Annotated in this window: 26 protein-coding genes; 11 read left to right on the forward strand and 15 right to left on the reverse strand. The window is 73.5% G+C overall.

Annotation, left to right across the window (positions count from 1 at the left end):
- Nucleotides 1-48 precede the first annotated feature (48 nt).
- The 5 genes from ybaK to ACGF4F_RS14910 all read left to right on the forward strand — a co-directional run bounded on the left by ybaK (nucleotide 49) and on the right by ACGF4F_RS14910 (nucleotide 5,213).
- Nucleotides 49-528, forward strand: a complete 480-nt coding sequence (gene ybaK, locus ACGF4F_RS14890) for a Cys-tRNA(Pro) deacylase (protein WP_357438047.1) — start codon at nucleotides 49-51, stop codon at nucleotides 526-528.
- A 204-nt stretch (nucleotides 529-732) separates the two neighbouring features.
- Nucleotides 733-1,827 carry a substrate-binding domain-containing protein gene (locus tag ACGF4F_RS14895; protein ID WP_357438049.1) on the forward strand — a complete coding sequence of 365 codons (1,095 nt, stop codon included), beginning with the start codon at nucleotides 733-735 and terminating at the stop codon, nucleotides 1,825-1,827.
- A gap of 115 nt (nucleotides 1,828-1,942) precedes the next feature.
- Nucleotides 1,943-2,752, forward strand: coding sequence for an ATP-binding cassette domain-containing protein (locus ACGF4F_RS14900; protein ID WP_357438051.1), 810 nt, complete (start codon nucleotides 1,943-1,945; stop codon nucleotides 2,750-2,752).
- A complete protein-coding gene (locus ACGF4F_RS14905; RefSeq protein ID WP_073834866.1) occupies nucleotides 2,749-4,008 on the forward strand; it encodes a sugar ABC transporter permease in 1,260 nt (419 codons plus the stop codon). The genes ACGF4F_RS14900 and ACGF4F_RS14905 overlap by 4 nt, the downstream gene beginning before the upstream one ends.
- Before the next feature lie 23 nt (nucleotides 4,009-4,031).
- Nucleotides 4,032-5,213, forward strand: a complete 1,182-nt coding sequence (locus ACGF4F_RS14910) for an ROK family transcriptional regulator (protein ID WP_357438055.1) — start codon at nucleotides 4,032-4,034, stop codon at nucleotides 5,211-5,213.
- 60 nt (nucleotides 5,214-5,273) lie between these two features.
- Here ACGF4F_RS14910 and ACGF4F_RS14915 read toward each other — a convergent pair whose 3' ends face one another.
- Together ACGF4F_RS14915 and ACGF4F_RS14920 are read right to left on the reverse strand one after the other, a co-directional pair.
- The gene (locus tag ACGF4F_RS14915) at nucleotides 5,274-7,034 is read right to left on the reverse strand and encodes an ABC transporter ATP-binding protein (protein ID WP_357438057.1); all 1,761 of its coding nucleotides are present in this window, start codon (nucleotides 7,032-7,034) and stop codon (nucleotides 5,274-5,276) included.
- On the reverse strand, nucleotides 7,031-8,737 hold the full coding sequence (locus ACGF4F_RS14920; RefSeq protein ID WP_357438060.1) for an ABC transporter ATP-binding protein: 1,707 nt from the start codon (nucleotides 8,735-8,737) through the stop codon (nucleotides 7,031-7,033). The genes ACGF4F_RS14915 and ACGF4F_RS14920 overlap by 4 nt, the downstream gene beginning before the upstream one ends.
- Before the next feature lie 268 nt (nucleotides 8,738-9,005).
- Between ACGF4F_RS14920 and ACGF4F_RS14925 the strand changes: the two genes are divergently transcribed.
- From ACGF4F_RS14925 to ACGF4F_RS14940, 4 genes are read left to right on the forward strand one after another with little or no spacing between them, the layout of a single operon-like run.
- Entirely contained in the window at nucleotides 9,006-9,389 is a 384-nt protein-coding gene (locus ACGF4F_RS14925) for a YbaB/EbfC family nucleoid-associated protein (protein WP_357438063.1), read from the forward strand.
- Nucleotides 9,386-9,712, forward strand: coding sequence for a hypothetical protein (locus ACGF4F_RS14930; RefSeq protein WP_357438065.1), 327 nt, complete (start codon nucleotides 9,386-9,388; stop codon nucleotides 9,710-9,712). The genes ACGF4F_RS14925 and ACGF4F_RS14930 overlap by 4 nt, the downstream gene beginning before the upstream one ends.
- Nucleotides 9,713-9,714: 2 nt before the next feature.
- Nucleotides 9,715-10,764 (forward strand): toxin glutamine deamidase domain-containing protein, encoded by a 1,050-nt coding sequence (locus ACGF4F_RS14935; RefSeq protein WP_357438068.1) that lies wholly within the window; start codon nucleotides 9,715-9,717, stop codon nucleotides 10,762-10,764.
- Between the two features lie 11 nt (nucleotides 10,765-10,775).
- Nucleotides 10,776-11,072 carry a hypothetical protein gene (locus ACGF4F_RS14940; RefSeq protein ID WP_357438071.1) on the forward strand — a complete coding sequence of 99 codons (297 nt, stop codon included), beginning with the start codon at nucleotides 10,776-10,778 and terminating at the stop codon, nucleotides 11,070-11,072.
- Between the two features lie 36 nt (nucleotides 11,073-11,108).
- Here the strand turns inward: ACGF4F_RS14940 and ACGF4F_RS14945 are convergent, their stop codons facing one another.
- The 11 genes from ACGF4F_RS14945 to ACGF4F_RS14995 all read right to left on the reverse strand — a co-directional run bounded on the left by ACGF4F_RS14945 (nucleotide 11,109) and on the right by ACGF4F_RS14995 (nucleotide 20,188).
- Nucleotides 11,109-11,363, reverse strand: a complete 255-nt coding sequence (locus ACGF4F_RS14945; protein ID WP_073834870.1) for a hypothetical protein — start codon at nucleotides 11,361-11,363, stop codon at nucleotides 11,109-11,111.
- A gap of 15 nt (nucleotides 11,364-11,378) precedes the next feature.
- The gene (gene tsaD / locus ACGF4F_RS14950; protein WP_393077758.1) at nucleotides 11,379-12,425 is read right to left on the reverse strand and encodes a tRNA (adenosine(37)-N6)-threonylcarbamoyltransferase complex transferase subunit TsaD; all 1,047 of its coding nucleotides are present in this window, start codon (nucleotides 12,423-12,425) and stop codon (nucleotides 11,379-11,381) included.
- Nucleotides 12,426-12,430: 5 nt separating this feature from the next.
- Nucleotides 12,431-12,883: a ribosomal protein S18-alanine N-acetyltransferase gene (gene rimI, locus ACGF4F_RS14955; protein WP_357438077.1), complete on the reverse strand. Its 453-nt coding sequence runs from the start codon at nucleotides 12,881-12,883 to the stop codon at nucleotides 12,431-12,433.
- Nucleotides 12,880-13,557 (reverse strand): tRNA (adenosine(37)-N6)-threonylcarbamoyltransferase complex dimerization subunit type 1 TsaB, encoded by a 678-nt coding sequence (gene tsaB, locus ACGF4F_RS14960; protein WP_357438079.1) that lies wholly within the window; start codon nucleotides 13,555-13,557, stop codon nucleotides 12,880-12,882. Before tsaB ends, rimI begins: the two co-directional genes overlap by 4 nt.
- 81 nt (nucleotides 13,558-13,638) lie before the next feature.
- On the reverse strand, nucleotides 13,639-14,490 hold the full coding sequence (locus tag ACGF4F_RS14965) for a maleylpyruvate isomerase N-terminal domain-containing protein (RefSeq protein ID WP_357438082.1): 852 nt from the start codon (nucleotides 14,488-14,490) through the stop codon (nucleotides 13,639-13,641).
- Nucleotides 14,491-14,608: 118 nt separating this feature from the next.
- Nucleotides 14,609-15,310 carry a uracil-DNA glycosylase gene (gene ung / locus ACGF4F_RS14970; protein ID WP_357438084.1) on the reverse strand — a complete coding sequence of 234 codons (702 nt, stop codon included), beginning with the start codon at nucleotides 15,308-15,310 and terminating at the stop codon, nucleotides 14,609-14,611.
- Between the two features lie 59 nt (nucleotides 15,311-15,369).
- Complete coding sequence (gene tsaE / locus ACGF4F_RS14975) at nucleotides 15,370-15,852, reverse strand: tRNA (adenosine(37)-N6)-threonylcarbamoyltransferase complex ATPase subunit type 1 TsaE (RefSeq protein ID WP_357438086.1); 483 nt, start codon at nucleotides 15,850-15,852, stop codon at nucleotides 15,370-15,372.
- 13 nt (nucleotides 15,853-15,865) lie between these two features.
- Nucleotides 15,866-16,957, reverse strand: coding sequence for an alpha/beta hydrolase (locus tag ACGF4F_RS14980; RefSeq protein WP_357438089.1), 1,092 nt, complete (start codon nucleotides 16,955-16,957; stop codon nucleotides 15,866-15,868).
- A gap of 106 nt (nucleotides 16,958-17,063) precedes the next feature.
- Complete coding sequence (gene alr, locus ACGF4F_RS14985; protein ID WP_357438091.1) at nucleotides 17,064-18,182, reverse strand: alanine racemase; 1,119 nt, start codon at nucleotides 18,180-18,182, stop codon at nucleotides 17,064-17,066.
- 111 nt (nucleotides 18,183-18,293) lie between these two features.
- Nucleotides 18,294-19,763, reverse strand: a complete 1,470-nt coding sequence (locus ACGF4F_RS14990; RefSeq protein ID WP_393077763.1) for an NAD(P)H-hydrate dehydratase — start codon at nucleotides 19,761-19,763, stop codon at nucleotides 18,294-18,296.
- A 56-nt stretch (nucleotides 19,764-19,819) separates the two neighbouring features.
- The gene (locus ACGF4F_RS14995; protein WP_073834878.1) at nucleotides 19,820-20,188 is read right to left on the reverse strand and encodes a holo-ACP synthase; all 369 of its coding nucleotides are present in this window, start codon (nucleotides 20,186-20,188) and stop codon (nucleotides 19,820-19,822) included.
- A gap of 222 nt (nucleotides 20,189-20,410) precedes the next feature.
- On the opposite strand from ACGF4F_RS14995, the gene ACGF4F_RS15000 reads away from it, so the two are divergent.
- Together ACGF4F_RS15000 and ACGF4F_RS15005 are read left to right on the forward strand one after the other, a co-directional pair.
- On the forward strand, nucleotides 20,411-20,707 hold the full coding sequence (locus ACGF4F_RS15000; protein WP_357438096.1) for a type VII secretion target: 297 nt from the start codon (nucleotides 20,411-20,413) through the stop codon (nucleotides 20,705-20,707).
- Nucleotides 20,704-22,446: an alpha/beta hydrolase gene (locus tag ACGF4F_RS15005; protein WP_393077768.1), complete on the forward strand. Its 1,743-nt coding sequence runs from the start codon at nucleotides 20,704-20,706 to the stop codon at nucleotides 22,444-22,446. Before ACGF4F_RS15000 ends, ACGF4F_RS15005 begins: the two co-directional genes overlap by 4 nt.
- A gap of 65 nt (nucleotides 22,447-22,511) precedes the next feature.
- On the opposite strand, the gene glmS is transcribed toward ACGF4F_RS15005, so the two are convergent.
- On the reverse strand, nucleotides 22,512-24,425 hold the full coding sequence (glmS, locus tag ACGF4F_RS15010; protein WP_073834880.1) for a glutamine--fructose-6-phosphate transaminase (isomerizing): 1,914 nt from the start codon (nucleotides 24,423-24,425) through the stop codon (nucleotides 22,512-22,514).
- Between the two features lie 247 nt (nucleotides 24,426-24,672).
- Entirely contained in the window at nucleotides 24,673-26,448 is a 1,776-nt protein-coding gene (locus tag ACGF4F_RS15015) for a hypothetical protein (protein ID WP_357438102.1), read from the reverse strand.
- Nucleotides 26,449-26,540 lie beyond the last annotated feature (92 nt).

Here is a 26,540-nt window from a genome sequence, read left to right on the forward strand (position 1 = left end):
CGGATTTCGACTCGCCCCGCCGGGCCGGGCGGGGTTAGCTTGTCGGGCATGGCGGGACAGGGCACTCCGGCGACAGCGCTGCTGACGAAGCGCAAGATCAGCCACAGCACCCACCCGTACCAGGTCTCCCCGGACGCGCCGAACTACGGCGCGCTGGTCGCGGCGGCCCTCGGGGTGCCGCCGGAGCGGGTGTTCAAGTCCCTGGTCACCGAGGTCGACGGCGGGCTGACCGTGGCGGTCGTGCCGGTCACCGGGGAGCTGGACCTCAAGGCCCTGGCCGCCGCGGTGGGCGGCAAGCGGGCGACCATGGCGGACCGGGCCGTGGCCGAGCGGGCCACCGGCTACGTGCGCGGCGGGATCAGCCCGCTGGGCCAGCGCAATCGGCTGCCCACGGTGGTCGACGCGTCCGCCCTGGACCACCCGACGGTCTACGTCTCGGCGGGTCGCCGCGGCCTGCAACTGCAGCTCGCCCCGGCTGATCTGGTCGCGCTGACCGACGCCGTCACCGCGCCGATCGCCGCCGCCTGATCCACCCGGGAGTCGCTCCGCGGGCCTTCCCGCACCTCGCGCGGGGAGCGCTCTCAGCCTGGTGACAGCGGCGTTGCTGAATTGTTACCGCCGCCAACAAACTACCGACCTCGGCAGTCTTGCGCTCGTCACACGCACGGGAATACGTTGCCGGACACAACAAACCACCGACCACTCCCCCACCCCCGGAAAGGACCCGTGCACATGCGCAAGGGCTTCCTCACCTTCGCCGCCGTCGGCCTGCTGGCCACCGGCAGCATGGCCGCCTGTGGTGACAACGGCGGTTCCGACCAGGCCGGCAGCGCCAAGAAGCCGAAGATCGGCGTCATCCTCCCGGACAGCAAGTCCTCCGCGCGGTGGGAAGGCGCGGACCGCAAGTTCCTGGAGGAGGCGTTCAAGGCCGCCGGCGTCGACTACACGATCCAGAACGCCCAGGGCGACAAGTCCGCCTTCTCCACCATCGCGGACGGCATGCTCACCAGCGGCGTGACCGCCCTGATGATCGTCAACCTGGACTCCGGCACCGGCAAGGCGGTGCTCGAGAAGGCGAAGTCGCAGGGCGTCGCCACCATCGACTACGACCGGCTGACCCTGGGCGGCTCCGCCCTGTACTACGTCAGCTTCGACAACGAGGCAGTCGGCAAGCTCCAGGGTGAGGGCCTGAGCAAGTGCCTGACCGACAAGGGCGCCAAGAGCCCGGTCATCGCCTACCTGAACGGCTCCCCGACCGACAACAACGCCACCCTGTTCAAGAACGGGTACGACTCGGTGCTCAAGCCGAAGTTCGACGCCAAGGAGTACGTGAAGGGCCCGGACCAGTCCGTTCCGGACTGGGACAACGCGCAGGCCGGCGTGATCTTCGAGCAGATGCTCACCCAGACCAAGGGCAAGATCGACGGCGTGCTCGCGGCCAACGACGGTCTCGGCAACGCGGCCATCTCGGTGCTCAAGAAGAACCAGCTCAACGGCAAGGTCCCGGTGACCGGCCAGGACGCCACGCCGCAGGGCCTGCAGAACATCCTCGCCGGTGACCAGTGCATGACGGTCTACAAGGCGATCAAGAAGGAGGCGGACGCGGCCGCCGATCTCGCCATCTCGCTCGCCAAGGGCCAGCGGAAGGACACCGGCCAGTCGGTGAAGGACCCGGAGAGCGGTCGGGACGTCGCCGCCGTGCTGCTCGAGCCGAAGGCCATCTACAAGGACAACGTCAAGGACGTCGTGGCCGACGGCTTCGTGACCAAGGAAGAGCTCTGCACCGGGGCGTACGCGAAGCTCTGCACCGACGCCGGCATCAGCTGACCCGTACGCGCACCATCCCGCTCCGGCGACGCCGCCCGGCACGGTGCCCACCGTGCCGGGCGGGCGCGCCACCGGACGGGTTCCGAGATCTCCCCTCCGCGCAAAGGAGACCCCCGTGTCCGCAACCCCCCTGCTGGAGCTACGCGGGATCGACAAGAGCTTCGGTCCCGTCCAGGTCCTGCGCGACGTCGCCTTCTCCGCCCATCCCGGCGAAGTGACCGCGCTGGTCGGCGACAACGGCGCCGGCAAGTCCACGCTGGTCAAGTGCATCAGCGGCATCTACCCCACCGATGCGGGTGAGTTCCTCTTCCAGGGCAAGCCGGTGCACATCAACAACCCCCGGGACGCCGCCGGGCTCGGCATCGAGGTCGTCTACCAGGACCTCGCGCTCTGCGACAACCTCGACATCGTGCAGAACATGTTCCTCGGCCGGGAGAAGCGCAGCGGGATCGTGCTCGACGAGCCGACCATGGAGCAGCTGGCCGCCGAGACGCTGGCCGGGCTGAGCGTCCGCACCGTCAAGTCGCTGCGCCAGCACGTCTCCAGCCTCTCCGGCGGTCAGCGCCAGACCGTGGCGATCGCCAAGGCGGTGCTCTGGAACAGCAAGCTGGTCATCCTCGACGAGCCGACCGCCGCGCTCGGCGTCGCGCAGACCGCACAGGTGCTGGAGCTGGTCCGCCGGCTGGCGGACAAGGGCCTGGCCGTGGTGCTCATCTCGCACAACATGAACGACGTCTTCGCCGTCTCCGATCGGATCGCCGCGCTCTACCTCGGCCAGATGGTCGCCCAGGTGAAGACCACCGAAATCACCCACTCGCAGGTGGTCGAGCTGATCACCGCCGGCCGCTCCGGCAACCTCGGCCTCGCCACCGAGTCGGGCAACGGCCACGAGCCCGCCGACGCGACCCCAGGAGCCCTCCGATGACCACCACCGTCGTCCAGCAGGAAGGGCCCGCGGCCGTCACGCCGGCGCCCACCGTCGGCGACCACGTCCGCAGCTACCTCGCCCGGGTACGCGGCGGCGACCTCGGTTCCCTGCCCGCGGTCATCGGCCTCGTCGTGCTCTGCGTGGTCTTCGCGATCGTCCGCCCGGTCTTCTTCTCCGCGGCGAACTTCGCGAACCTGTTCACCCAGGGCGCCGCGGTCACCGTGATCGCAATGGGCCTGATCTTCGTGCTGCTGCTCGGCGAGATCGACCTCTCCGCCGGCTTCGCCAGCGGCGTCTGCGCGGCGATCCTGGCCAACGTGGTCAGCGTCCTGGGCTACCCCTGGTACGTGGCGGTGCTCGCCGCGCTGGCCACCGGCGTGGTGATCGGCCTGACCCTGGGCTTCCTGGTGGCCAAGGTGGGCATCCCCTCCTTCGTGGTCACCCTGGCCGGCTTCCTCGCCTTCCAGGGCGTGGTGCTGCTGCTCATGAAGGAGGGCACCAACATCTCGATCAGCGACGGGGTCATCGTCGGCATCGAGAACGACCGGATCCCGCCCGCCATCGGCTGGGTGCTGGCCGCCGTCGCGGTCCTCGGGTACGCCGCCGCGCAGCTGCTGCGGCACCGGAACCGGGCCGCCCGCGGCCTGGTCACCGACCCGATCGCGGTGGTGCTCGCCCGGATCGCCGGGCTCGCCGTGCTGATCGGCCTCGCCGTCCTCGTGCTCAACCAGGAGCGCAGCATCAACCCGCTGATCACCTCGAACAAGGGCATGCCGGTGGTCGTGCCGATCATCGGGGTGCTGCTGGTCTTCTGGACCTTCGTGCTCAACCGCACCGCGTACGGCCGGCACCTCTACGCCGTCGGCGGCAATCAGGAAGCCGCCCGCCGGGCCGGCATCAACGTGGACCGCATCAAGATCTCCGCCTTCGTGATCTGCTCCGGCATGGCGGCGATCGGCGGCATCATCGCGGCGAGCAAGGACCGGTCCGTCGACCCGAACACCGGCGGCAGCAACGTGCTGCTGTACGCGGTCGGCGCGGCGGTGATCGGCGGCACCAGCCTCTTCGGTGGCAAGGGCCGGATGATCAACGCGGTGCTGGGCGGCGCGGTGGTGGCTGTCATCATCAACGGCATGGGACTGCTGGACCTGAGCTCCGGCCTGAAGTACATCTTCACCGGCCTGGTGCTGCTGCTCGCCGCCGGCGTCGACGCGCTGTCGCGGCGGCGCTCCGCCGCCACCGGCACCCGCTGAACTACTCCGGAATGGTCGTAGCAATGCGCACAGGTCCCAGCCAGGACGAGATCCGTCGGCAGAACCTGGGCGCACTGCTGCGTTACGTACACGTGCACGGCGCCACCACCCGCGCCGAGCTGACCACCGCCCTCGGGTTGAACCGCAGCACCATCGGCGCGCTGACCGCCGACCTGGCCGGCGCCGGTCTCGTCAGCGAGGGGGCGCCGAAGGAGACCGGCCGGGCCGGGCGACCCTCGCTGGTCGTCCGGCCCGAGTCGGCCCGGGTCTACGCGTACGCGTACAGCGTGGAGGTGGACCGGCTGCGGGCCGCGCGGATCGGTCTCGGCGGTGTGGTGCTCGACCGCCGGGAGCTGGACCGGCCCCGCAACCTGGTCGCCGGCGAGGCCGCGCCGCTGCTGGCCGGCGCGGTCAAGGAGATGCACCAGTCGGTGCCGGCGGGCTCCATCTGCATCGGGGCCGGTGTCGCCGTCTGCGGCATGGTCCGCCGGGAGGACGGGCTGGTCCGGCTGAGCCCGACCACCGGCTGGGTGGACGAGCCGATCGGCGCGGCACTCGCCGCCGAACTGGGCACCGACGTACCGATCGCCGTCGGCAACGTGGCGGACGTGGCCGCCTTCGCCGAGCACGCCCGAGGCGTCGCGGCCGGCTGCGACAACGTCATCTACCTGTACGGGGACGTCGGCGTCGGGGCCGGCATCATCGCCGGCGGCCGGCGGCTCACCGGGCACGGCGGCTACAGCGGCGAGGTCGGCCACATGGTGGTGGTCCGCGACGGGGCCCGCTGCGAGTGCGGCCGCCGGGGCTGCTGGGAGACCGAGATCGGCGAGCACGGGCTGCTCCGGACCGCCGGCCGCTCCGACGCCCGGGGCCGGGACGCGATGCTGGCCGTCTTCGACGCGGCCGACCGGGGTGACGCCCGCGCCCAGGCCGCCGTCCGGCAGGCCGGTGACTGGCTCGGCTTCGGCGTGGCCAACCTGGTCAACATCTTCAACCCGGAGATGGTCATCTTCGGCGGCACCATGCGCGACCTCTACCTGGCCGCCGCCGCCCAGGTCCGCAGCCGGCTCAACTCCAACGGGCTGCCCGCCTGCCTGGAGCACGTGCGGCTGCGTACGCCCAAGCTCGGCGCGGACGCGGCGCTGATCGGGGCCGCCGAACTGGCCTTCGACCGCCTCCTCGCCGACCCCCTCGACGTCGGCTGACCGATCCGATCACCCCGGCGGGTGAACTTCCGCGTGCCAGGAGGGGCCCTCCGGCAGCCCTCAGCCGTGCCAGGAGCGCCAGAGCGCGGCGTACGAGCCGCCGGCGGCGACCAGTTCGTCGTGCGAGCCCAGCTCGGTGATCCGGCCGTCCTCCACCACCGCCACCCGGTCGGCGTCGTGCGCGGAGAAGAGCCGGTGCGCGATGGCGATGACCGTCCGCCCCGCCAGCACGGCAGCCAGGGAGCGCTCCAGCGCCCGGGCGGCGCGCGGATCGATCAGCGAGGTGGCCTCGTCCAGCACCAGCGTGTGCGGGTCGGCGAGCACCAGCCGGGCCAGCGCGAGCTGCTGCGCCTGGGCGGGCGAGAGCTGGTGCCCGCCCGCCCCGACCAGGGTGTCCAGCCCGTCCGGCAACGCCTCCGCCCAGCCCAGCGCGTCGACGGCGGCCAGTGCGGCGCGTACCTGGGCGGGCTCCGCGTCCGGCCGGACCATCGCCACGTTCTCGGCCAGGGTGCCGATGAAGACGTGGTGCTCCTGGCTGACCAGTGCGACGTGGCTGCGCAGCTCGGCCAGGGGCAGGCCGGTGAGCGGACGGCCGTCCACGGTGACCGAGCCGGAGCGGGGTGGGTGCACCCCGGCCAGCAGCCGCCCCAACGTGGACTTCCCCGCGCCGGACGGGCCCACCATGGCCAGCTTCTCCCCCGGCCGGGGCACCAGGGTCACGCCGTGCAGCACGTCGTGTCCCGTCCGGTAGGCGTACCGGACGTCGTGGGCGGCCACCCGACCGGCACCCCGCCCCGGCCCGCGACCGGTGGGCGCCGCTGGCGCGTCGGCCGGCTCGGCGGTGGGGTCGGCCGCCACCCCGAGCAGCCGGGCCAGTGAGGCGCCGCCGACCTGCAGCTCGTCCAGCCAGGCGAGGAGCCGGTCGACCGGATCCACCAGTTGCTGGGCGTAGAGGGTGGCGGCGGTGACCTGCCCGAGGCTCACCCAGCCCTTGAGATAGAACCAGCCGCCGATGAGCAGGGTGGCCACCACCGGTACGACGTACCCGAACTCGGCCACCGGCCAGAAGACCGTGCGCAGGTAGAGGGTGTACTTCTCGGCCGCGTACGACCGGCGGATGTCCGCGTCGGTGCGGGCCCGGCGGCGGGCCTGCTGCCGCAGCGCCTCGGTGGTCCGGGAGCCCTCCACCACCTCGTTGATCCCGTCGGTGATGTCCGAGTACGCCGCGTTCTCCCGCAGGTAGCCCTCCGGCGCGCGGCGCAGGTACCACCGGGTGCCGGCGACCAGCACCGGGACCGCGAGCAGCGCGGGCAGCACCAGCAGCGGGCCGGTCAGCAGCAACGCGCCGAGGATCAGCAGCACGGTGACCGCCGAGATCAGCGTCTCCGGCACGGCGAACCGCACCGTCCGGGAGAGCGCGGCGACGTCCCGGGAGGTGCGGGTGAGCAGGTCGCCGGTGCCGGCGCGCTCCACCGTGGCCAGCGGCAGGGCGAGCACCCGCTCGACGAACTCCTCGCGCAGCTCGGCGAGGACCCGCTCGCCGAGCCGGGCCGAGGCCAGGTGGGCGAAGCGGACCAGCACCGACTGGGCGACGATGAAACCGGCGATGGCCAGCGCGATCCGGTCGACGGTGACGCTGCCGACGCCCCGCGAGATCCCCTCCACCAGGTCGCCGAGGAGCCGGGGCGCGACCAGGCCGGCGGCCGCGGCGAGCGCGTGCAGGCCGAGCGCGGCGGCCAGCCCGCGCGGATGGCGGCGGACCAGGGTACGCGCGTACCGGCGGACCTGGCCGGCGTCGGCGACGGGCAGGGCGGCGCTCACCGGTCCTCCTCCCGGCTCACCGTGGCCGCGTAGCGCGGCTCGGCGGCGAGCAGTTCGTCGTGGCGGCCCTCCGCGACCACCTTGCCGTCCTCCACGAACACCACGTGCTCGGCACGGCCCAGCACCAGGGGACTGGTGGTGCAGACGAGGGTGGTCCGGCCGGGGCGCGCGGCGCACAGCCGGTCGGCGATCCGCGCCTCGGTGTGCGCGTCCACCGCGCTGGTCGGCTCGACCAGGATCAGCGTCTCCGGGTCCGCGACCAGGGCCCGCGCCAGCCGCAGCCGCTGTCGCTGCCCGCCGGAGAACTCCCGGCCGCGTTCGGCCACCTGGCTGTCCAGCCCGCCGGGCAGCGCGTCGACGATGTCGGTCGCGCCGGCCACGCCCAGCGCCGCCTCGACCGCGGCCCGGTCGCCCCGGTCGTGCGGGTCCAGCTCCACCCACAGCGGGCCGGTGAAGAGCTGCGCGTCATTGTCGACCACCAGGATCCGCTCGCGCACCGTGGCCAGCGCCACGTCCCGCAGCGGTACGCCGTGCAGCGTCACGTCCGCGTCGACGTACCGGCCGAGCCGGTCGGCGATCTCGGCCGCGTCCTCGGGGACGCTGGCCACCAGCGCGGTGAGCCGACCCGGTCGCAGCACCAGCCCCGACCCGACGTCCACCAGCTCGCCGGGCCCGTCGGGCAGCGGCCGGGGGCGGGCCGGGTCGGTGAACTCCGGGGCGAGGCGGAGCAACCGGACCACCCGGCGGGCGGCCACGTGCCCCCGGGTCAGCTTGTCCGCGGCCTCGGTGAGGTTGCGCAGCGGGCTGACCAGGAAGGCGGTGTAGCCGTAGAACGCGACGAGCTGACCGGCGCTGATCTCGCCGGCCAGCGCGAACCGGGCCCCCAGCCAGGTCACCAGCACCAGGAAGACGCCGGGCAGCAGAATCTGCGCCGCCTGGAGCAGTGACTCCACCCGGGCCACCCGCAGGCCGTCGGCGCGCAGCGCCTGGGACTGCTCCCGGTAGCGGGCGCCGAGCACCGGTTCCCCGCCCACGCCGCGCAGCACCCGCAGCCCGGAGACGATGTCGGCGGCGCGGGCGGTGAGCCGGCCGGTCGAGTCCCGGTAGGCCGCCTGCTGCCGGTGCAGCGGCCGGATCAGCAGCGCCACCAGCCCCATGAGCAGCGGCACGCCGAGCACCACGACCAGCCCGAGCGGCACGGACGCGGTGAGCAGGATCATCGCCACGGTGACAATCGCCACCACCGACCCGGCGCCCCGGGCGGTGATGTCGATGGCGCTGCCGATGTGCTCGATGTCGGCCGTACCGATGCTGACCACCTCGCCGGCGGCGACCCGGCGGGGCAGCGCGGCACCGAGCCGGTTGGTGGCGTCCACGGCGACCTGCACGGTCCGGTACGCGGCGCCGAGCCAGTTGTGCACCGCGCAGCGGTGCCGGAGGATGCCGGCGGTGGCCTGGAGGAGGCCCAGCCCCAGCAGCACGAGCCCCCAGCGCAGCAGGGCGTCCGGGTCGCGGTGGGTGAGGCCGGCGTCGACGGCCTGCCCGACCGCGGCCGGCATCAGCGCCTGCGCCACCATCCAGACGACGCCGAGCGTCAGGCCGGCACTGAAGATCAGCGGGTGTCGACCGGCCAGCCAGACCAGGTAACGGGTGGCGGACCGGGCGTCGGGGGTGCCGGGATCGCCGGCCGGTGAGAAACGCATGACACTCCGACGCTAGGTGGCCGGCACCGGGCCACGCCAACCAATTCCCGCCGCTCGCCGGGCAGTGCCGGATCAGCGATCGACCTGCGTGAGGTCCCACACGTGCGGCGGCTCACCGGGTGCCGCGCGCCAGCCTCCGCCGAGCCAGTCAGCTCGACCTCCACAGTGGTCGGTGACGCCCGATCCCTGGGCCTTGCCGTCGGCCGCTAGGCTTCGCCGAGGGCGCGCCTCGGGCGCCTTGCCGCACTCGACCGGAACGGAGTGGCGCGTGACCGACCAGCACGACCGACCGGACGGCCTGATGGGTCGCTTCACCACCGCCCGGGGTGCCGCACATGCGGCGGGCGGTCTGGTGCACGTCGAGGTCGACGGGACCGGCGACCTGCTCGCCCTCGACCTCGACCCCCGCGCCATGCGGCTACCAGCGGTCGATCTGTCGGCCGCGATCCGGGAGGCGTTCCGCGATGCCCGGACGCAGGTGCAGGCGCAACTCCAGGAACGACTGGCCGCTCAGCCGCCTACCCTGCCCCAGGGCCTGGGGCCGCTCCTGAACGACCTCGGCTTCACCGCGCAGCGCCGGCTGGACGACATGGCCGCCGCCGCCCAACAGATCGCCGACCGGCTCGGCAGGATGGACGGGACGACGCGATGACCCAGCCGATGCACACCGAGCCGGAGGTGCTGGCCGGCGCGGCACAGGCGATCGCCGGGGTCGCGGTGGAACTGGAGACCGGCCTCGGCGCGCTGGAGGCCACGGTCACCAGCGAAAACCCGTGGGGCGCGGACGAGCCCGGCTCGGTCTTCGGCGCCGCGTACACCGAGGTGCTGTCGCAGGCCCTGGAGGCCTACGGCTCGCACGTGCAGCTGCTGCTCACCGCTGCCGAGGGGCTGGCCGACTGGGCGCAGCAGGTGGTCGACACGGACCAGCAGGCGGACCAGCTCTTCGCGGCCCTGCATGGGCGGCTGGGGGGCTGAGGGTGGGTCTCGAACTTCCCGCCGAGCTGACCGAGCCGCTGAGTTGGATCGGTCTGGAGTGGCCGGAGGCGGACGAGGAGCTGCTCTTCGCCGCCGGCCAGCACTGGTTCTCCTTCGGGCTGACGTTGCAGTCCGCGGCGATGCAGGCTGACGGCGCGGCGGCGGCGGTCTGGCAGCAGAACTCGGGCGACACGGTCGACGCGTTCAAGGGATGGTGGACGCGGGCCGACGGGCCGCAGCTGCGGCTGCTGGAGGACGCCATCGCGGCACAGCTCATCGGTGCCGTGCTGATGATCTTCGCGGCGATGACGCTGGCCATGAAGATCGCCTTCATCGTCCAGCTGATCATCCTGCTGGTCCAGGTGACCATGGCGATCGCCGCCGCGGTCGCCACCTTCGGTGCCTCCACCGGTGCCGTCCCCGGCTTCGTGGCAGTCACCCGGATGATCTGCCAACGGCTGATCCGGATGATCGTGCAGCAGGTCCGCACCGTGCTCAAGCACATCCTGGAACAGGCCAAGCGGCTGCTCAAACTGGTCCGCAAGGTGGGCGAGAAGCGGGCCGCCCGCAAGATCGAGAAGCAGATCGCGGACGCACTCAAGCGGGTCAACCCGCGGTTCAAGCCGCCGCACCCGGACTACTCGGCGAACTGCACACACTGTGTGCAGACGTACGAGTTGCGGCGGCGGGGCATCGACGTCGAAGCGACGGCTCTGCCGCAGAAGTTCCACCCGTGGGGTGGCCGACCCCTTGGCGACATCGAGCAGACCTGGGGACGGAGGTTCACCTCCGGCGGCCAGGCCGACATCGAGCAGGCGTTCCAGAACTTCGGTCCCGGTTCACGCGGCGTGGTCGCCATCCGCTGGAACAACGGCGGTGGCCACGTGTTCAATGTGGAGAACGTCGGCGGCAAGGTGCGCTTCATCGACGGCCAGAACGCCGGGCGTGACGTGGCCGACTACTTCACCAAAGGACACGGCACCTCGTTCGTCCGGCTGGACGACATCCCCATGCCCGGCGGGCTCACCGAGTTCGTCCGGCCGCCCGGTTAGGATCCCCCGTCATGGCTGTCACCTACGAGCAGGCCCGCGACATCGTCCGCCACGCCACCGAGCCCGACTGGCCGTTCGGCACCTACTGCCTCGACGACCGTCGGATCGTGGAGAACGACGACTTCTTCGTCTTCGAGGTCGGGGCGCGGGAGTTCCTGGTGGACGGCGACATGTCGTACGCCATGGCCGGCTCGGTGCCGGTGGTGCACAAGGCGGACGGGCGACTGGAGTACGTGCCCTCCTTCCAGATCGGCACCGACTCGTCGATCCGCAACCGGCCCAACCCCGCGCCCACCCTGCGCGCCTGACCCACCCCGGTCGACCGCCGGCTCGTTCAACAGTTGTCAGCGATCGACCTGGGTGAAGTCCCAGGCGTGCGGCGGGCGGGCGACCAGGGTCGGCGGCGGGTCCGGCAGGTCCCGCGGGCTGCTCCGCCACTTGGAGATGACCACGAGGCGGTGGTCGGTGGAGGAGAACACCTCGCTGGACAGGTGCAGCGGGTCGTGCTCGAACTCGGGCAGCACCGTCTCGCAGACCCAGGTGATCAGATCGGCGAAGCCGTACGGCTCGGCCCTCGCCTCCCACATCCGGACGATCACGTCAGCCCCTCCCGCTCACACGCTGACCACGGTCAGCGGCATCGCGGAGTCGGCGGGCAGGTCGAGGCGGCTCGGGGCGACGCCCGAGGCGACCAGGTGCGAGCCCAGCGCGGCCACCATGGCGCCGTTGTCGGTGCAGAGGTTCGGGCGGGGCGTACGCACCCGGATGCCGTGCCGGGCCGCCCGGTCCTCGGCCATCGCCCGCAGCCGCGAGTTGGCCGCCACCCCGCCGCCGATCACCAGCGTCTCGATGCCACTGCTCCGGCAGGCGTCCAGCGCCTTGCCGACCAGCACGTCGCAGACCGCCTCCTGAAAGGACGCGGCCACGTCGGCGACCGGGACCGGCTCGCCGGCCCGCTGCCGCGCCTCCACCCAGCGGGCCACCGCGGTCTTCAGCCCGGAGAAGGAGAAGTCGTAGCGGTGGCCGGCCAGGTCCTTGGGCGCGGTCAGGCCACGCGGGAAGGCGATCGCCGCCGGGTCACCGGCCCGCGCCTCCCGGTCGATCCACGGGCCGCCCGGGAACGGCAACCCGAGCAGCCGGGCCACCTTGTCGAACGCCTCGCCGGCGGCGTCGTCGATGGTCGAGCCGAGCGGGGTCACCCCCCGGGCCAGGTCGTCGACGCGCAGCAGCGAGGAGTGCCCGCCCGAGACCAGCAGCGCGATCGCCGGCTCGGGCAGCGGTCCGTGCTCGAGCGTGTCCACCGCGACGTGTGCGGCGAGGTGGTTCACCCCGTACACCGGCTTCTCGGCGGCGACCGCGTACCCCTTGGCGGCGGCGACCCCGACGAGCAGCGCGCCCGCCAGGCCCGGCCCGGAGGTGACGGCGATGGCGTCGATGTCCGCGATCGTCACCCCGGCCTGCTTCAGCGCCCGGTCCATGGTCGGCACGATGGCCTCCAGGTGAGCGCGGCTGGCCACCTCGGGCACCACGCCGCCGAACCGGGCGTGCTGCTCGACGCTGGAGGCCAGCGCGTCAGCGAGCAGGGTGTGCCCGCGGACGATGCCGACGCCGGTCTCGTCGCAGGAGGTCTCGATGCCGAGGATCAGGGGTTCGTCAGCCATGCTCGTCAGTCCTCGTTGCGCTGCATGACCAGCGCGTCGGTGTTGCTCGGTTGGTAGTAGCCGCGGCGCACGCCGATCGGCTCGAAGCCGTATGTCGCGTAGAGGCGCTGCGCGGGGCCGTTGTCCGCGGCGACCTCCAGCAGCGTGCTGCGCACGCCGCGCCGGGCCGCCTCGGCGAGCAGCGCCTCCAGCAGCGCCCGGCCGATCCCCCGGCGCTGCGCGTCGCGGCGGACCGCGATGTTCTGCACCCACGCCTCGTCGGGCGGCGCCACCAGCAGCCCGGCGTAGCCGAGCACGGTCCCGTCGGCGTCGGTGGCCACCAGGTAGCAGTGCCCGTTGGCCAACTCGTTCCAGAACATCGCCGGGGACCACTGCTCGGCGCCGAACAGGTCCGCCTCGAGCGGAAGCACCTGGTCGATGTGCCACCAACGGAACCGGCCGAGCCGTACCCCGGTCACGGCAGGACCGGCTTGTGGCCGGTCGCCGCGACGGCGTCCGGGCGGCGCAGGTAGAGCGGGGTGAGCGGCTCGCTCGGGGCGCCCGCGCGGATCCGCTCGGCGGCGAGCCGGGCCAGCGCCGTCGCGTCCGGATAGCGCGGCTCGCCGCGCACCGGCAGGCCGAGGACGTCCGCGTACCGGTGGGCGCCGTCGCCGACCGCGACGGTGACGGCCAGGCCCCGGGCATGCTCCGCGGCGACCGCCGGGGCGTCCACGTTCGGCCCGGCGATCCGCTGACCGGCGCCGTCGTAGACGGCCCAGTAGACCTCACGGCGCCGCGCGTCGCTGGCTGCCAGGACCGGCTCGCCGGCGGCCACCGGGTGGCCGATCCCGTCCAGCGAGCAGACCCCGTACGTGGGGATGCCGAGCACCTGGCCCATGGTGGCGGCGGTGACCAGGCCCACCCGCAGCCCGGTGAACGGCCCGGGGCCGAGCCCGGCGACGATCGCGGCCAGGTCGGCGGCGCGAGCGCCGGCGTCGGCCAGCACCGCGTCGACCTGCGGGGCGAGCAGTTCCCCGTGCGCCCGAGCGTCGACCGTGCACCGCTGCGTGCGGGCCGCGACCGCGTCCGCCGAGACCTCGACCAGGGCCGCGGTCACCGCGGGCGTCGAGGAGTCCACCACGAGTACGAGCACAATGTGCCAGCGTAGCCGCCGCTGCGGTTACCGGCGGTGACGCCCCTCCCCGCCGGACGGCACGCGGGTGGGCCGGCGGGCTCAGCTCGGCGTGCGGAAGATCCGGAGGAACGACGGCAGCAGCCAGGGTCGCGGGCCGCCGATCCGGACCCGGCCGGTGAGCACCGCGCGGGCCCGGCTGACCCGGCCGAACATCATCAAATTGAACGTCGGCGGATGGAAACGGATGGCCACGTCCGGCCGCTCCGCCGGCTCGGCGAACCGCACCCGCCCGTGGTCCAGGACGAGCGTCAGGGGCGTCGACCAGGCGGAGGTGAACCGCACGACGATCCGGGGCCGCCGGGGCGGGTCGACGCCGTCGAGCAGCCGGCCGTAGCCGTGCCGGACCACCCCGGCCATGAACAGCTCCAGGAACAGCGCGGCGTCCCGCGGTGGCAGGGTCCACGGCCGGTGCGCCGCGCGGGCGATGTCGTGGCCGTGCACGAGCAGCTCGTTGACCAGGTGGGCGAGCAGGCCGGCAAGCGGCACCCGGGCGTCGCCGAGCCAGGGCACCACCTCGTCCGGCCCGCGGCCCGCGCAGCGCGCCAGCAGCCGGTCGACGTCCCCGCGCAGCCGGTCGAGCAGACGCGCGGGGTCACGGTCGGCCAGGTGCCGGAGCACCAGGTCGTTGGCGTCGGCCACCGTGTCGACGGTGACCAGCGGAAGCTGCTCGTCGAGGCCGGGAATCGGCAGTGGTTCGGTGGCCGGGTCGACCAGCCGGACGTAGTACCAGGCCAGCGACACCAGATGGGCCAGGGTGTCGGTGACCGTCCAGTCGGCGGTCACCATGGCGTCGGGCCGGACGGAGCCGGCCAGCGCGAGGAACCGGTCGGCGTTCGCCGCCAGCGCGGCCGGGGCCGTCGACCAGCCGCCCGGGGTGATGGTCGTCGACACCGCTTCCTCCCCGTTTGTCGCAACCGGGGCCGAGCCTACTACCGTACGCCACGAAGCGATAGCCCTACGTCGATGACGGTCCGGGTCCGGGCCGCGCTGGCGGCCCAGGCCCGGACCGTCAGCCGGCGGAGCGTTCCCAGTCGATGGTGGGTAGGCCGGCGTCGGCGAGGGCCTTGTTCGCCGCGCTGAACGGCCGGCTGCCCAGGAAGCCGCGCGGGTTCATCGGGCTCGGGTGGCCGGCCTCCAGCACCACGTGCCGTGGGTTGGTGACCAGGGCCGCCTTCTTGCGGGCGTAGCCGCCCCACAGCAGGAACACCACCCGCTGGTCGAGGGCGTCCAGGGCCCGGATGGTGGCGTCGGTGAACTCCTCCCAGCCCCGGTTGGCGTGCGAGCCGGGGGTGGCCTGCCGGACGGTGAGCACCGAGTTGAGCAGCAGCACGCCCTGCGCCGCCCAGCCGGTCAGGTTGCCGCTGCTCGGCTTCGGCACGCCGAGGTCCTCGCCGAGCTCCTTGAAGACGTTGCGCAGCGACGGCGGCACCGCCACCCCCTCGCGCACGCTGAAGCTGAGCCCGTGCGCCTGCCCCGCCCTGTGGTAGGGGTCCTGCCCGAGGATCAGCACCCGGCACTCGGCCGGCCCGCACAGCCGGTAGGCGGAGAACAGGTCCTCGACCGGCGGGAAGACGGTCTGGGTCGCGTATTCCCCGGCGACGAACTCGGCCAGCGTGGCGGTGCGGGCCGGATCGAGGTGCGGGGTGAGCGCTGCCCGCCACGGGTCGGGGAGGCGCGCCAGCAGGTCGAGGGTGGGGGCGTCCTGGGGCATGGCAACCTTTCGCCGGATTGATCGGTCCCGGGCACTGTAGGAGCCGGGTGTGACAGTCCTCAGTCGAGGGTGGCGAGACGCTGCGCCCAGTCGCCGTCGACCGGCTCGCACGTCACCACCCGGGTGTCGTCCTCCCGCCGGTCGATCCGGACCCGCAGGTGCGCGTCGGCCAGCTGCTCGACCATCCCCTCGCCCCACTCGACCACGGTGACCGCCTCGTCCACCGAGGCGTCCAGGTCCAGGTCGTCGATCTCGGCCCGCGGGTCGGCGGACTCCCCCAGCCGGTACGCGTCGGCGTGCACCAGGGTCACCCGCCCGCCGCGGGCCGGGTCCGGCCGGTGCACCCGGGCGATCACGAAGGTCGGCGAGGTGATGTCGCCGCGTACGCCGAGGCCGGCGCCGATGCCCTGGGTCAACGCGGTCTTGCCGGCACCCAGCGGGCCGCTGAGCAGCAGCAGGTCACCGGCGCGCAGCACGCCGGCCAGCCGGCGGCCGAACTCGTGGGTGTCGTCGACCGTCTTCAGCTCCACGACGACGGTCACCGCGCCTCCAGGATCAGAGTTCGGCAAGGAACTGTTCCAGTGCCGTGTTCACTTCATCGGCGTGCTCCAGCATCACCACGTGCCCACTGTCGTGGATCTTCACGAACTTGGCGTGCGGCAGCCGCCGGACGATCTCCTCGGAGTGGGTCACCGGGGTGATCATGTCCTTGTCCCCCACGATCACCAGCACCGGCGTGCCGGCCAGCGCGGCCAGCGCCGGGAAGCGCGAGTGGGTGGCCAGCGTGCGCAGGTAGCGGGTGACCGTGTCGGCCGAAGTCCGCGAGTTCATCTTCTCGACGTACGACACCAGGGCCGGGCTGGGCTTCGCGGTGCCGAAGCCGTACCGGCGGGTCAGCAGCCAGGCGACGTTGGACGTCGACTTCCGGGCCTTGTCGATCATCGTGCCGCCGTACCGGGTGGCGTTGCTCATCATGTAGAGCATCGGGGCACCGACCCGGCCGAGCAGCGCGGGCGCCACCAGCTTGGTCTCGGCGAGCAGGCCGCCCGAGGTGGCCATCAGCACCGTGCCGACCACCCGTTCGCCGAACAGCTCCGGGTAGAGCTCGGCCAGCGCCATGATCGTCATGCCGCCCATCGAGTGCCCGACCAGCACCAGCGGCCCCTCCGGGGCCACCTCGTCGAGCACCCGGCGCAGGGTCCGGCCCAACCTGGCCAGGTCGTACTCGCCGGTCTCCAGCTTCCCGGAGCGGCCGTGCCCGGGCTGGTCGTACGCGACGACCCGGTAGTCGCCCCGGGCGGCGAGCAGCTGGCGCTGGAAGTGGAAGGTCCCCATGTCCAGGCAGAAGCCGTGCACCAGCACGACGGTCGGGTGCCCGGCGACCGGCCGGGTCGGCTCGACCACCTCCACCTGGATGTCGGTGCCGTCCGGCATCTCCAGCAGGAACGACTCGTCGCACCGCTGCTGGCCGAAGTCCTCCTGCGCGTACCGGTCGGTGGGGTCGGCCTTGAGGCGGCGGGTCAGGACCCGCTCGCTCACCACGCCCGCGGCGAGCCCCGCGGCGGCGACACCGACGGCGGCGCCGACCACTCCGGCGACCCGCCCGGCGGCGGTCCGCGGCCGCGGGACACGGAAGCGTCCGCTCACGGTGCTGTCTCGGTTCGCGACTGCGGGGCTCGCAACCCCGGCTCATGCGCGCATTCCGGCTCGGCCGCGTCCCACGCGAGCCGCCCCGGAACGCGCGTCCTCGCGCTCACGGTCGTTCGCCGTCGTAGACGCGGGGCACCCGGACCCCGCCGAACCGGGTCACGATCTCGTAGTTGATCGTGCCGACCGCCTCGGCCCAGTCGTCGGCGGTGGGCTCGCCGGCCGCGCCGCTGCCGAAGAGGGTCGCCACATCGCCGGCCGCCACCTCGTCGTCGCCGCAGTCCAGCACGAACTGGTCCATGCAGACCCGGCCGGAGATGGTCCGCCGCCTGCCGCCGAGCTGCACCGGACCGGTGTTCGAGGCGTGCCGGGGCACCCCGTCGGCGTACCCGAGCGGGATGACGGCCAGGTTGGCCTCCCGCTCGGTGAGGTAGGTGTGGCCGTACGACACGCCGGTGCCGGCCGGGACCCGCTTGGTCAGCATCACCCGGGCCCGGGCGGTCATCGCCGGGCGCAGCCCGAACTGCTCGCCGGCCACCGGGGACAGGCCGTAGACCGCCAGACCGGGGCGGACCAGGTCGAAGTGGGTGTCCTGGCGGGTCAGGGTGGCGGCCGAGTTGGCCAGGTGCCGGTAACGGGGGCGCAGCCCCGCCTTCTCGACCATGGCCAGCCCCTCGTGGAAGACGGCAAGCTGCCGGTCGATGGTGGGGTGGCCGGGCGAGTCGGCGTACGCGAAGTGGCTCCACACCCCGACCACCTCGACCAGGCCGTCGGCCTCGGCCTTCGCGGCGGCCTCCAGCAGGGCGGGCCAGTCGGCGACGGTAGCCCCGCCGCGCGCCAGGCCGGTGTCGATCTTCAGGTGCACCTGGGCCGGGCGCTCCGCCCGGCCGCTCGCCTCGATCATCTCGTCGAGCTGGGCGAGGCTGGCGCAGCCCAGGTCGACGCCGACCGCGACGCCGTCGTGCAACGGCAGCCCCGGCGCGAGCAGCCAGGCCAGCACGGGCGCGGTGATCCCCGCCTGGCGCAGGTTGAGCGCCTCGTCGAGAGTGCAGACCCCGAGCCAGTCCGCGCCGGCGTCGAGCGCGGCGCGGGCGGCCGGCACCATGCCGTGGCCATACCCGTCGGCCTTCACCACCGCCATCAGCTCGGCGCTGGTGCCCGCCCTCAGGTGGGCCACGTTCTCCCGGATCGCGTCCAGGTCGACGCGCACCTCCGACTGCCACATGCCCCCAGCCTACTTCCGCCGGTGATCACCCTGGCCCGGAGCCGCGTGGTCCGCCCGCTGGCACGCCCGCGGACACACCCGTCCGCCGGCCGCGCCGGTGGGCCGCCGCGGTCAGCCCAGGCGGGCGATCACCGGGCGGAGCGCGGTGGCCACGTCGGGTGCGGTCACCGGACCACCCCGGGCCGCCTCCCGGCCAGCCAGCCCATGCAGGTACGCCGCCGCGGCGGCCGCCCGCTCGGCGGGCAGCCCGGCCGCGAGCAACGCGCCGAGCAGCCCGGCCAGCACGTCGCCGGTGCCCCCGGTGGCCAGCACCGGGGTGCCGGTCGGGTTGACGTACGCCCGGCCGGCCGGGGTGCCGATGATCGTCCGGTCGCCCTTGAGCAGCACCACCGCGTTCATCCAGGCGGCCAGCCGCAGCGCGGCCGACACCCGGTCCGCGCCCGGGGTCTCTCCGCAGAGCCGGGCGTACTCGCGGTCGTGCGGAGTCACCACGATCGGCGCGTCCCGCTTGCGCAGCAGGTCCGCCATCGCGCCGTCGACCAGCAGGGTGAGCGCGTCGGCGTCGAGCACCGCCGGCACCGGCGCGCTGAGCACGGCCCGCAGCTCCGTGGCGGCCTCCTCGCCGGTGCCCAACCCGGAGCCGCAGACCCAGGCCTGCACGCGGCCGGCATCGGCGACCCGGCCGGTGGCGATCACCGACGGGTGGTGGTGCAGCACCTCCGCGCGGGCCCCGCCCGCGTACCGGACCATGCCGGTCGGACCGGCCAGTGCGCCGCCCACCGAGAGCACCGCCGCCCCGGGGTACGTGGCCGAGCCGGTCGCCACGCCGACCACGCCCCGGCTGTACTTCTCCGAGGACGGGCCGAGCCGCGGCCACCAGTCGACCACGTCCGACCACTCGGTGACCCGCAGCGCGGGGGTCCCGCGCAGCCACGGCCCCAGCCCGATGTCGACCAGGTCCACGTGCCCGGCGAGCGCGGCGGCCGGGCCGACCACCAGGGCCGGCTTCAACGCCCCGAAGGCGACCGTCACGTCGGCGCGCACCGCGCACGGGCGGCCGGAGGCGGTGAGCGGCACGTAGCCGGTGTCCACCGCGACGCCGCTCGGCACGTCCACCGCCACCACGGTGGCCCGGGCACCGTCCCGCCCGGAGCGCCCCGCCAGGCTCGCCGCGAGCTGCTCGGCGGTCTCCCGCAGCCCGCCGGTGCCGCCGATCCCGACGATGCCGTCCAGCACCAGGTCCACCACGGCCGGCGGCCGGTCCACCAGCCGCCCGCCGGCGGCCCGCAGCGCGGCCAGCCCCTCGGCGTGCGCCCGGCCGGGACTGAGCAGCAGAGTCGAAACCGCGGCGCCCCGGCGGGCCAGGTGCGCGCCCGCGTACAGGGCGTCGCCGCCGTTGTCGCCGGAGCCGACCAGCAGCAGCACCTGGGCACCGTAGACGCCGCCCCGATCGGAGAGCAGCAGGGCGCAGCGGCGGGCCAGCCCGGCGGCGGCCCGCTGCATCAGCGCCCCGGGCGGCAGGGTGGCCAGCAGGCCGGCCTCCGCCGCGCGTACGTCCGCGACCCGCCACACCGGTCTCATGCCACCCCGTCCCGTCCGTTGTTTCGCCAGGCGGGCCGGCCAGCCCGCCGGTCGCCTCACCGCTCCGCGACCACCATCGCCGACGCGATCCCGCCGTCGTGCGACAACGACAGATGCCAGCGGTTGATCCCGCGGTCGGCCGAGGCGGCGGCCACCGTGCCGGAGACGGTCAGCCAGGGCCGGCCGTCCGGATCCGGCACGATCTCGCAGTCGTGCCAGCGCAGCCCGCCCGGCGCGCCGAGCGCCTTGGCCACCGCCTCCTTGGCCGCGAACCGGGCGGCCATCGACTCGGGCGAGCGCGGGTTGCCGGAGCGGGTGAACCGCTCGGCCTCGGTGAACAGGCGGTCGGCGAGCAGCGGGGTCCGTGCCAGGGCCCGGGCGAACCGGTCCACCAGCACGACGTCGATGCCGACAGCCACGATCACGGACCTCACCCTACCGGCGGTCGCGGCCGCACATTAGCCGCCGGCTGCGCGGTGGACAACGCCTGTGGACAACCCGGGGGTACGGCCGCCGCCGGCTGTCCACAGGGCCGGTGGGGGTGCGCGGACGACGCCTAGCGTCCCGGTTGCCTGGTCCTGCAGGCGACCGTTGGTTCCGCCGCCGGTGAGCCCCGCCGGCGGCCCGTTGTCCGGGGGAGTCCGCCGATGACCGAGGAGCCGTTCACCGTCGAGCCGGAGCTGCTGCGCGGGGTCGCCCGGCAGTTGGGCGACGACGCGTACCGGCTGGCACACGGGCTGGCCGGCACGCCGGGGCTGGTGGTGCCGGCCGACGGCTGGCGGGCCGGGGCCGCGCTGGCCGAGCTGGAGGCAGCGGTGCACCGGTGGTCCGGGGCGCTCGCCGCCCGGGTGGCGAGCACCGCCGACGCGGTCCGCGGCGCCGCCGACGGCTACCAGGCGACCGACGAGCGGGCCGCCCGCCGGCTGGCCGGGATCCCCCGGTGACGGGCCCCGCCAGCACCTCGGCAGCCCGCTCCACGCCCGCCCGACCCGGTCCGGCCGGCCCGGGCGACGCGCCGACCCTGCGCCGGGAGGCCGCGCGGCCGGGGTCCGCATCCGGCGCGCGGGTTCCGGCCGGTGATACCTCCGCTCCGGTCGGATACGCCCAGCTCTGGGCAGCCGACCCGGGTGCCTGGACCCGGGGCGGGGCGGCCTGGCGGGGGCTGGTCGGCCCGGTCCGGCAGCGGGCGGACGGGCTGGACGCCCGAGTGGCCGCGCTGCGGCCCGGCTGGTCCGGCGGGGCCGCCGGCGCGGCGCAGGGCCGGATCGGGGCGCTGCGCGGCGCACTGACCGACGTGCTGCCCGCGCTGGTCGAGGTCGACCAGGTGCTCGCCGAGTTCGCCGCCCGGCTCGCCACGGCGAAGGCCCGGCTCGCCGCCGCCGTGGCGCACGCCGACGCGGGCGGCCTGCTGGTGGACCGGGTGGGTGCGGTCCGGCCCGATCCGGCCCACCCGCGCCGCGCCCCGGCCGGGCCGGGGGTCGCCCAGGTGGCGGCCGAGCTGCGGGCCGCACTGGCGCTGGCCGGTGGCGCGGACCGGGAGGCCGCCGCCCGGCTGGGCGAGCTCAGCACGGCGGCGGCCACCGGCTGGGTGAGCGTCCCGCCCGGCGCGCGACCGGCACCCGGCGCCGGGCCGGCTGAGGTGAGCCGCTGGTGGGCGGGGCTCACCCCGGCCGAGCGCCGCTGGCTGGTCGGCCACGAGCCGGCCCGCATCGGTCACCTCGACGGGGTGCCGGTGGCAGCCCGGGATCAGGCCAACCGGCTGCTGCTGGGCGAACGGCGGGCGGGGCTGGTCGCTGCCCGCGTGGGGCTGCTGCGTCCGCTGCCGCTGGGGCCGCCCGAGCTGGCCCGGCTGGCCCGGCTCGCCCGGCTGGAGGCGGCCCTGCGCGGCCTCGACGGGCTCACCGAGCGGCTGGACGAGGCGAGGGCGCCCCGGGCGTACCTGCTCGGGCTCGATCCGGCCGGGGACGGGCGCGCGGTGGTGGCGCTGGGCAACCCGGACCGGGCGGCAGCCGTGCTGACGTACGTCCCTGGAATGACCGCGGACCTCGCCGACGCCCCCGGCGAGCTGGGCCGGGCCGCGCGGGTGTTGGAGCGGTGCACGGCGCTCGGCCCGGGCGAGGAGACGGCGGCCGTGCTCTGGCTGGACTACGACGCGCCGGACCACCTGCTCGAGGCGGCCGGGGCCCGGCAGGCGGAGGACGCCGGGCCGGCGCTGCACCGGTTCCAGGAAGGGCTGCGCGCCTCGCACGACGGCCCGCCGGCCCGGCAGACCGTGCTCGGCCACAGCTACGGCTCGCTGGTGGTCGGCACCGCCGCCCGCGACCACGGGCTGAGCGCCGATGCGCTGGTCTTCGTCGGCTCCCCCGGTGCCGGGGTCGACCACGCGAGCGAGCTGCGGATGCCGCCCGGGCAGGTCTGGGCCAGCACCGCGCCGGACGACGTGATCCGGCTGGCCCGGCCGCCGGACGAGCTGGCCCGCCGGGCGGTGCTGGCGGGGACGCCCCTCGGCCCGGTGGCGGCGGTGCTCGACCGGCACGATCCCGGGCTGTGGTTCGGGCGCGACCCGAGCGACCCCGGCTTCGGCGGCCGGCGCTTCCCCAGCGGCCGGTACGGCCACACCGGCTACTGGGAGCCCGGCAACCCGGCGCTGGACGGGATGGCCCGGATCGTGCTGGGCCGATGAGCGCGGCGGGTACGGAGACGACGCGGCCCCTCCACCCGGGAGCGGAGGGGCCTGGCCGGGGTGGACTACTCGACCGTGACCGACTTGGCCAGGTTGCGCGGCTGGTCGACATCGTGCCCGCGCGCGGCGGCGATCTCGGCGGCGAGCACCTGGAGCGGCACCGTGGTCACCAGCGGCGCCAGCAGCGTCGGCACCCGCGGCACGTAGATCAGGTGGTCGGCGTAGCGGACGACCGCCTGGTCGCCCTCCTCCGCGATCACGATGGTGCGGGCGCCCCGGGCGCGTACCTCCTGGATGTTGGAGACGACCTTGTCGTGCAGCATGCCCCGGCCGATCGGCGACGGCACGATGCAGATGACCGGGGTGCCCTTGTCGATCAGTGCGATCGGGCCGTGCTTCAGCTCGCCGGCGGCGAAGCCCTCGGCGTGCATGTACGCCAGTTCCTTGAGCTTCAGCGCGCCCTCCAGCGCCACCGGGTAGCCGACGTGCCGGCCGATGAAGAGCACCGTCGGCTCGGACTTCAGGTCACGGGCGAGCTCCCGGACGGGCTCGATCCGGTCGAGCAGCTCGCGCAGCTTGCCCGGCACCTCCTGGAGTTGCTCGACGACCGCGCCCACCTCGTCGGCGAACTTGATCCCGCGTACCTGGGCCAGGTGCAGGCCGATCAGGTAGCAGGCGACGAGCTGGGTGAGGAATGCCTTGGTCGAGGCGACCGCGATCTCCGGGCCGCCGTGGGTGTAGAGGACGGCGTCGGACTCGCGCGGGATGGTGGAGCCGTTGGTGTTGCAGATGGCGAGCACCCGGGCCTTCTGCTCCTTGGCGTGGCGCAGGGCCATCAGGGTGTCCATGGTCTCACCGGACTGCGAGATGACCACGATCAGCGTGGAGCGGTCCAGCACCGGGTCGCGGTAGCGGAACTCGCTGGCCAGCTCCACCTCGCAGGGGATCCGGGTCCAGTGCTCGATGGCGTACTTGGCGACCAGGCCGGAGTGGTAGGCGGTGCCGCAGGCGACGATGAAGATCTTGTCGACGTCGCGCAGGTCCTGCTCGCTGAGCCGGACCTCGTCGAGGGCGATCTCACCGGTCTCGGTGAGCCGGCCGAGCAGCGTGTCGGCGATGGCCTGCGGCTGCTCCTCGATCTCCTTGAGCATGAACCAGTCGTAGCCGCCCTTCTCGGCGGCGGAGGAGTCCCAGTCGATGTGGAAGTCCTTGCCGGTGGCGGGCTGGCCGGCGAAGTCGGTGATCTCGATGTCGTCCGGGGTGATCAGGACGATCTGGTCCTGGCCCAGCTCGACCGCGTCGCGGGTGTGCTCGATGAACGCGGCCACGTCGCTGGCCAGGTAGTTCTCGCCGTCACCACGGCCGACGACCAGGGGCGAGTTGCGCCGGGCGCCGACCACCGCGCCGGGGATCCCGGCGTCGACGGCGAGCAGGGTGAACGCGCCCTCCAGCCGCTGGCAGACCAGCCGCATGGCGGAGGCGAGCAGCTGCGGGCTGTCGACCTCGCCCGCCGCGCGCAGGCCGGCCAGCGACCGGGCGAGCAGGTGGGCGGCGCACTCGGTGTCGGTGTCGCTGGCGAACTCGACGCCCTCGGCCTCCAGTTCGGCGCGGAGCCGGGCGAAGTTCTCGATGATGCCGTTGTGGATCACGGCGACTCGGCCGTCGGGGGACAGGTGTGGGTGGGCGTTGCGGTCGGTCGGCCCGCCGTGGGTGGCCCAGCGGGTGTGGCCGATGCTGGTGGTGCCGTCGCCGATGCCGATCGGGCTGGCCGCGCAGGACTCCGGATCGGTGGCCGCGCGCTCGGCCAGGACCTTCTCCAGGTTGGCCAGCTTGCCGGCCTTCTTCTCGATCAGCAGCTCGTCGTCGCAGACGACGGCCACCCCGGCCGAGTCGTAGCCGCGGTACTCCAGCCGCCGCAGTCCGTCCAGCACGATGCCGAGCGCCGGGCGCGCGCCGGCGTAACCCACGATTCCACACATGGTCCGCAGCCTAACCCAGTTTCGCTCACCACGCGTGCTCGGAAGCCGGGTAAACAATCACTGAATCTGAGCGAACTGATGGTCAGAGGGCAAGGATCGGACAAATCCCCACCAACGAGCGACGCATGGGAGGGCCCACCCGCCAGCCCCCCGCTTCGGGCGCCACGGCCAGTGGCCGGAAACAAAAGGGCTCCGGCCCGGCGGAGCCGCCGGGCCGGAGCTGTCGTGCCTTGAGTGTGCCGGTGGGTCAGCTCGTCTTCACCGATCCGGTGACCGCGCTGTCCCGCACGGTGCCGCCGATGGCGTCCACCGAGCCGTTCACCTTGCTCTCCACGATCGACACCACGGAGGCGCCGGTCGCGGCGACCGAGCCGTTGAGGGTCGAGTTGAAGGCGATCAGACCGGCGCCCGGCGCGACCTTGGTGGCGCCGTTGACGGTCACCCCGTCGAGGCAGGTGATGCCGGACTTGATGTCGAGCCCACCGTTCTGCCTGTTGGTCAGGACGGTGGTGCAGGCCGGGTAGCTGGGCTGGGTCTGCACGTTCAGCTCCTCGAACGCGACCGCCCGGGCGTTGTTCGTCCGCGGGTCGTCCAGCTTGAGGACGTCGAGGCCCTTCTGGATGTCGTTCGAGTAGATGTATCCGTTGTGGTAGTACGTCGACCAGGCCCCACCGAGGATGTTGCGGGTCTCCGAGAGCGGGCCCCGCTCCCAGTAGGCGAGCTCGACCGGGTTGGCCGAGTCAGTGAAGTCGATCACCGAGATGCCGCCCTGGTACCACGCCTGGACCATGATGTCGCGGCCCATGGCCGGGATCAGCGAGCCGTTGTGCGCAACGCAGTTCTCTCGGGTGGTGTTCAGCCGCGGGATCTTGAAGTAGCTCTTGAAGACCAGCTTGCGGTCGGCACCGGAGCCGACGATGTCGTAGATCGCGTCCGCGCCCTGGTTGGTCCGGTAGCTGCTGGTGCAGATCGCGCTGCTGCCGCCGCCGAGCTCATCGGTAAAGATGACCTTGTTGCCGGCGTTGTTGAACGTGGCCGAGTGCCAGAACGCGAAGTTCGTGTCCCGGACCTGGCTGATGATCCGCGGCGCCTCCCGGTCGGAGATGTCCATCAGGACGCCATCGCCCATGCAGGCGCCGGCGGCCAGGTCAAGCTCCGGGTAGGCGGTGATGTCGTGGCAGCCGCTGGTGGAGTTGGCGCCGGTGGCTCCCGGGAAGAGAACCGGGGTGGCCACCACCGCGGCAGCGGTCGGGTTGTCCAGCGGCACCTTGATGATCGAGATCTTGTCGTGCGGCGGCTTGCAGTACGCCCCGCTGCCGTTCGAGGGCGGGCCGTACGACTGGACGTAGATGTAGGCGTTCTTGCCGTCCTTGCTCGGCACCAGCGTCTGCGTGTGGGAACCGCAGTCGGTCCGGACCGACTTGATGTACCGCGGGTTCGCCTTGTCGCTGATGTCGAAGATCCGGACGCCCTCCCAGGAGCTTTCCTGACTCACCGAACCGACCGCGCTGCTGCACGAGTCGTCGGTCCTCGGCTGGTCGACCGCGAAGAACAGCAGGTTGCCGATGACCGACGGGTCGCCCTGCGAGCCGGGGCAGACCACCTGGCTGACCACCTGAGGCGAGCTGGGGTTGCTGACGTCGAAGACGTTGAAGCCCGCGTAGTTGCCGGCGAAGACGTAGTTGCCCTGGAACGCCAGGTCCGAGTTGTACGTCCCCTCGCTGGCGAACCCGCCGAACTTCGGGATGTTGGCGATCTGCCGGAGGTTCGCGGTGCTGGCGATCTCGTCGACGCCCGGGATGGTGTTGGTGGCGGCCACGTCGTTGGCCGCCTCCTCGCCGATGCAGTACTCGGCGAAGTTGTCCCCGGCCGCCCGGAACGATTCGCAGATGTCGGTGTTCTCGGTGGAATCGGTGGCGCCGCTCGCCGGCGCCGCAGCCACCACGGTGGTCAGGAAAAGGGCGCCTGTGGCGGCAAGGCTGACGGTCAGCCTTCGGCTCCCTCGTGGGGTTGCTTGGAACATATGGACACCCTTCGTCATCGGGTTGAGCAGGGTGTCGGGACGATAACCTGGCGTTCGAGACAAGATTGTGACCCAGCTCACACTAAACGCTC

Origin of the sequence: Micromonospora sp. NPDC047740 (genome assembly GCF_043204735.1) — a bacterium.
GTDB lineage: Bacteria > Actinomycetota > Actinomycetes > Mycobacteriales > Micromonosporaceae > Micromonospora.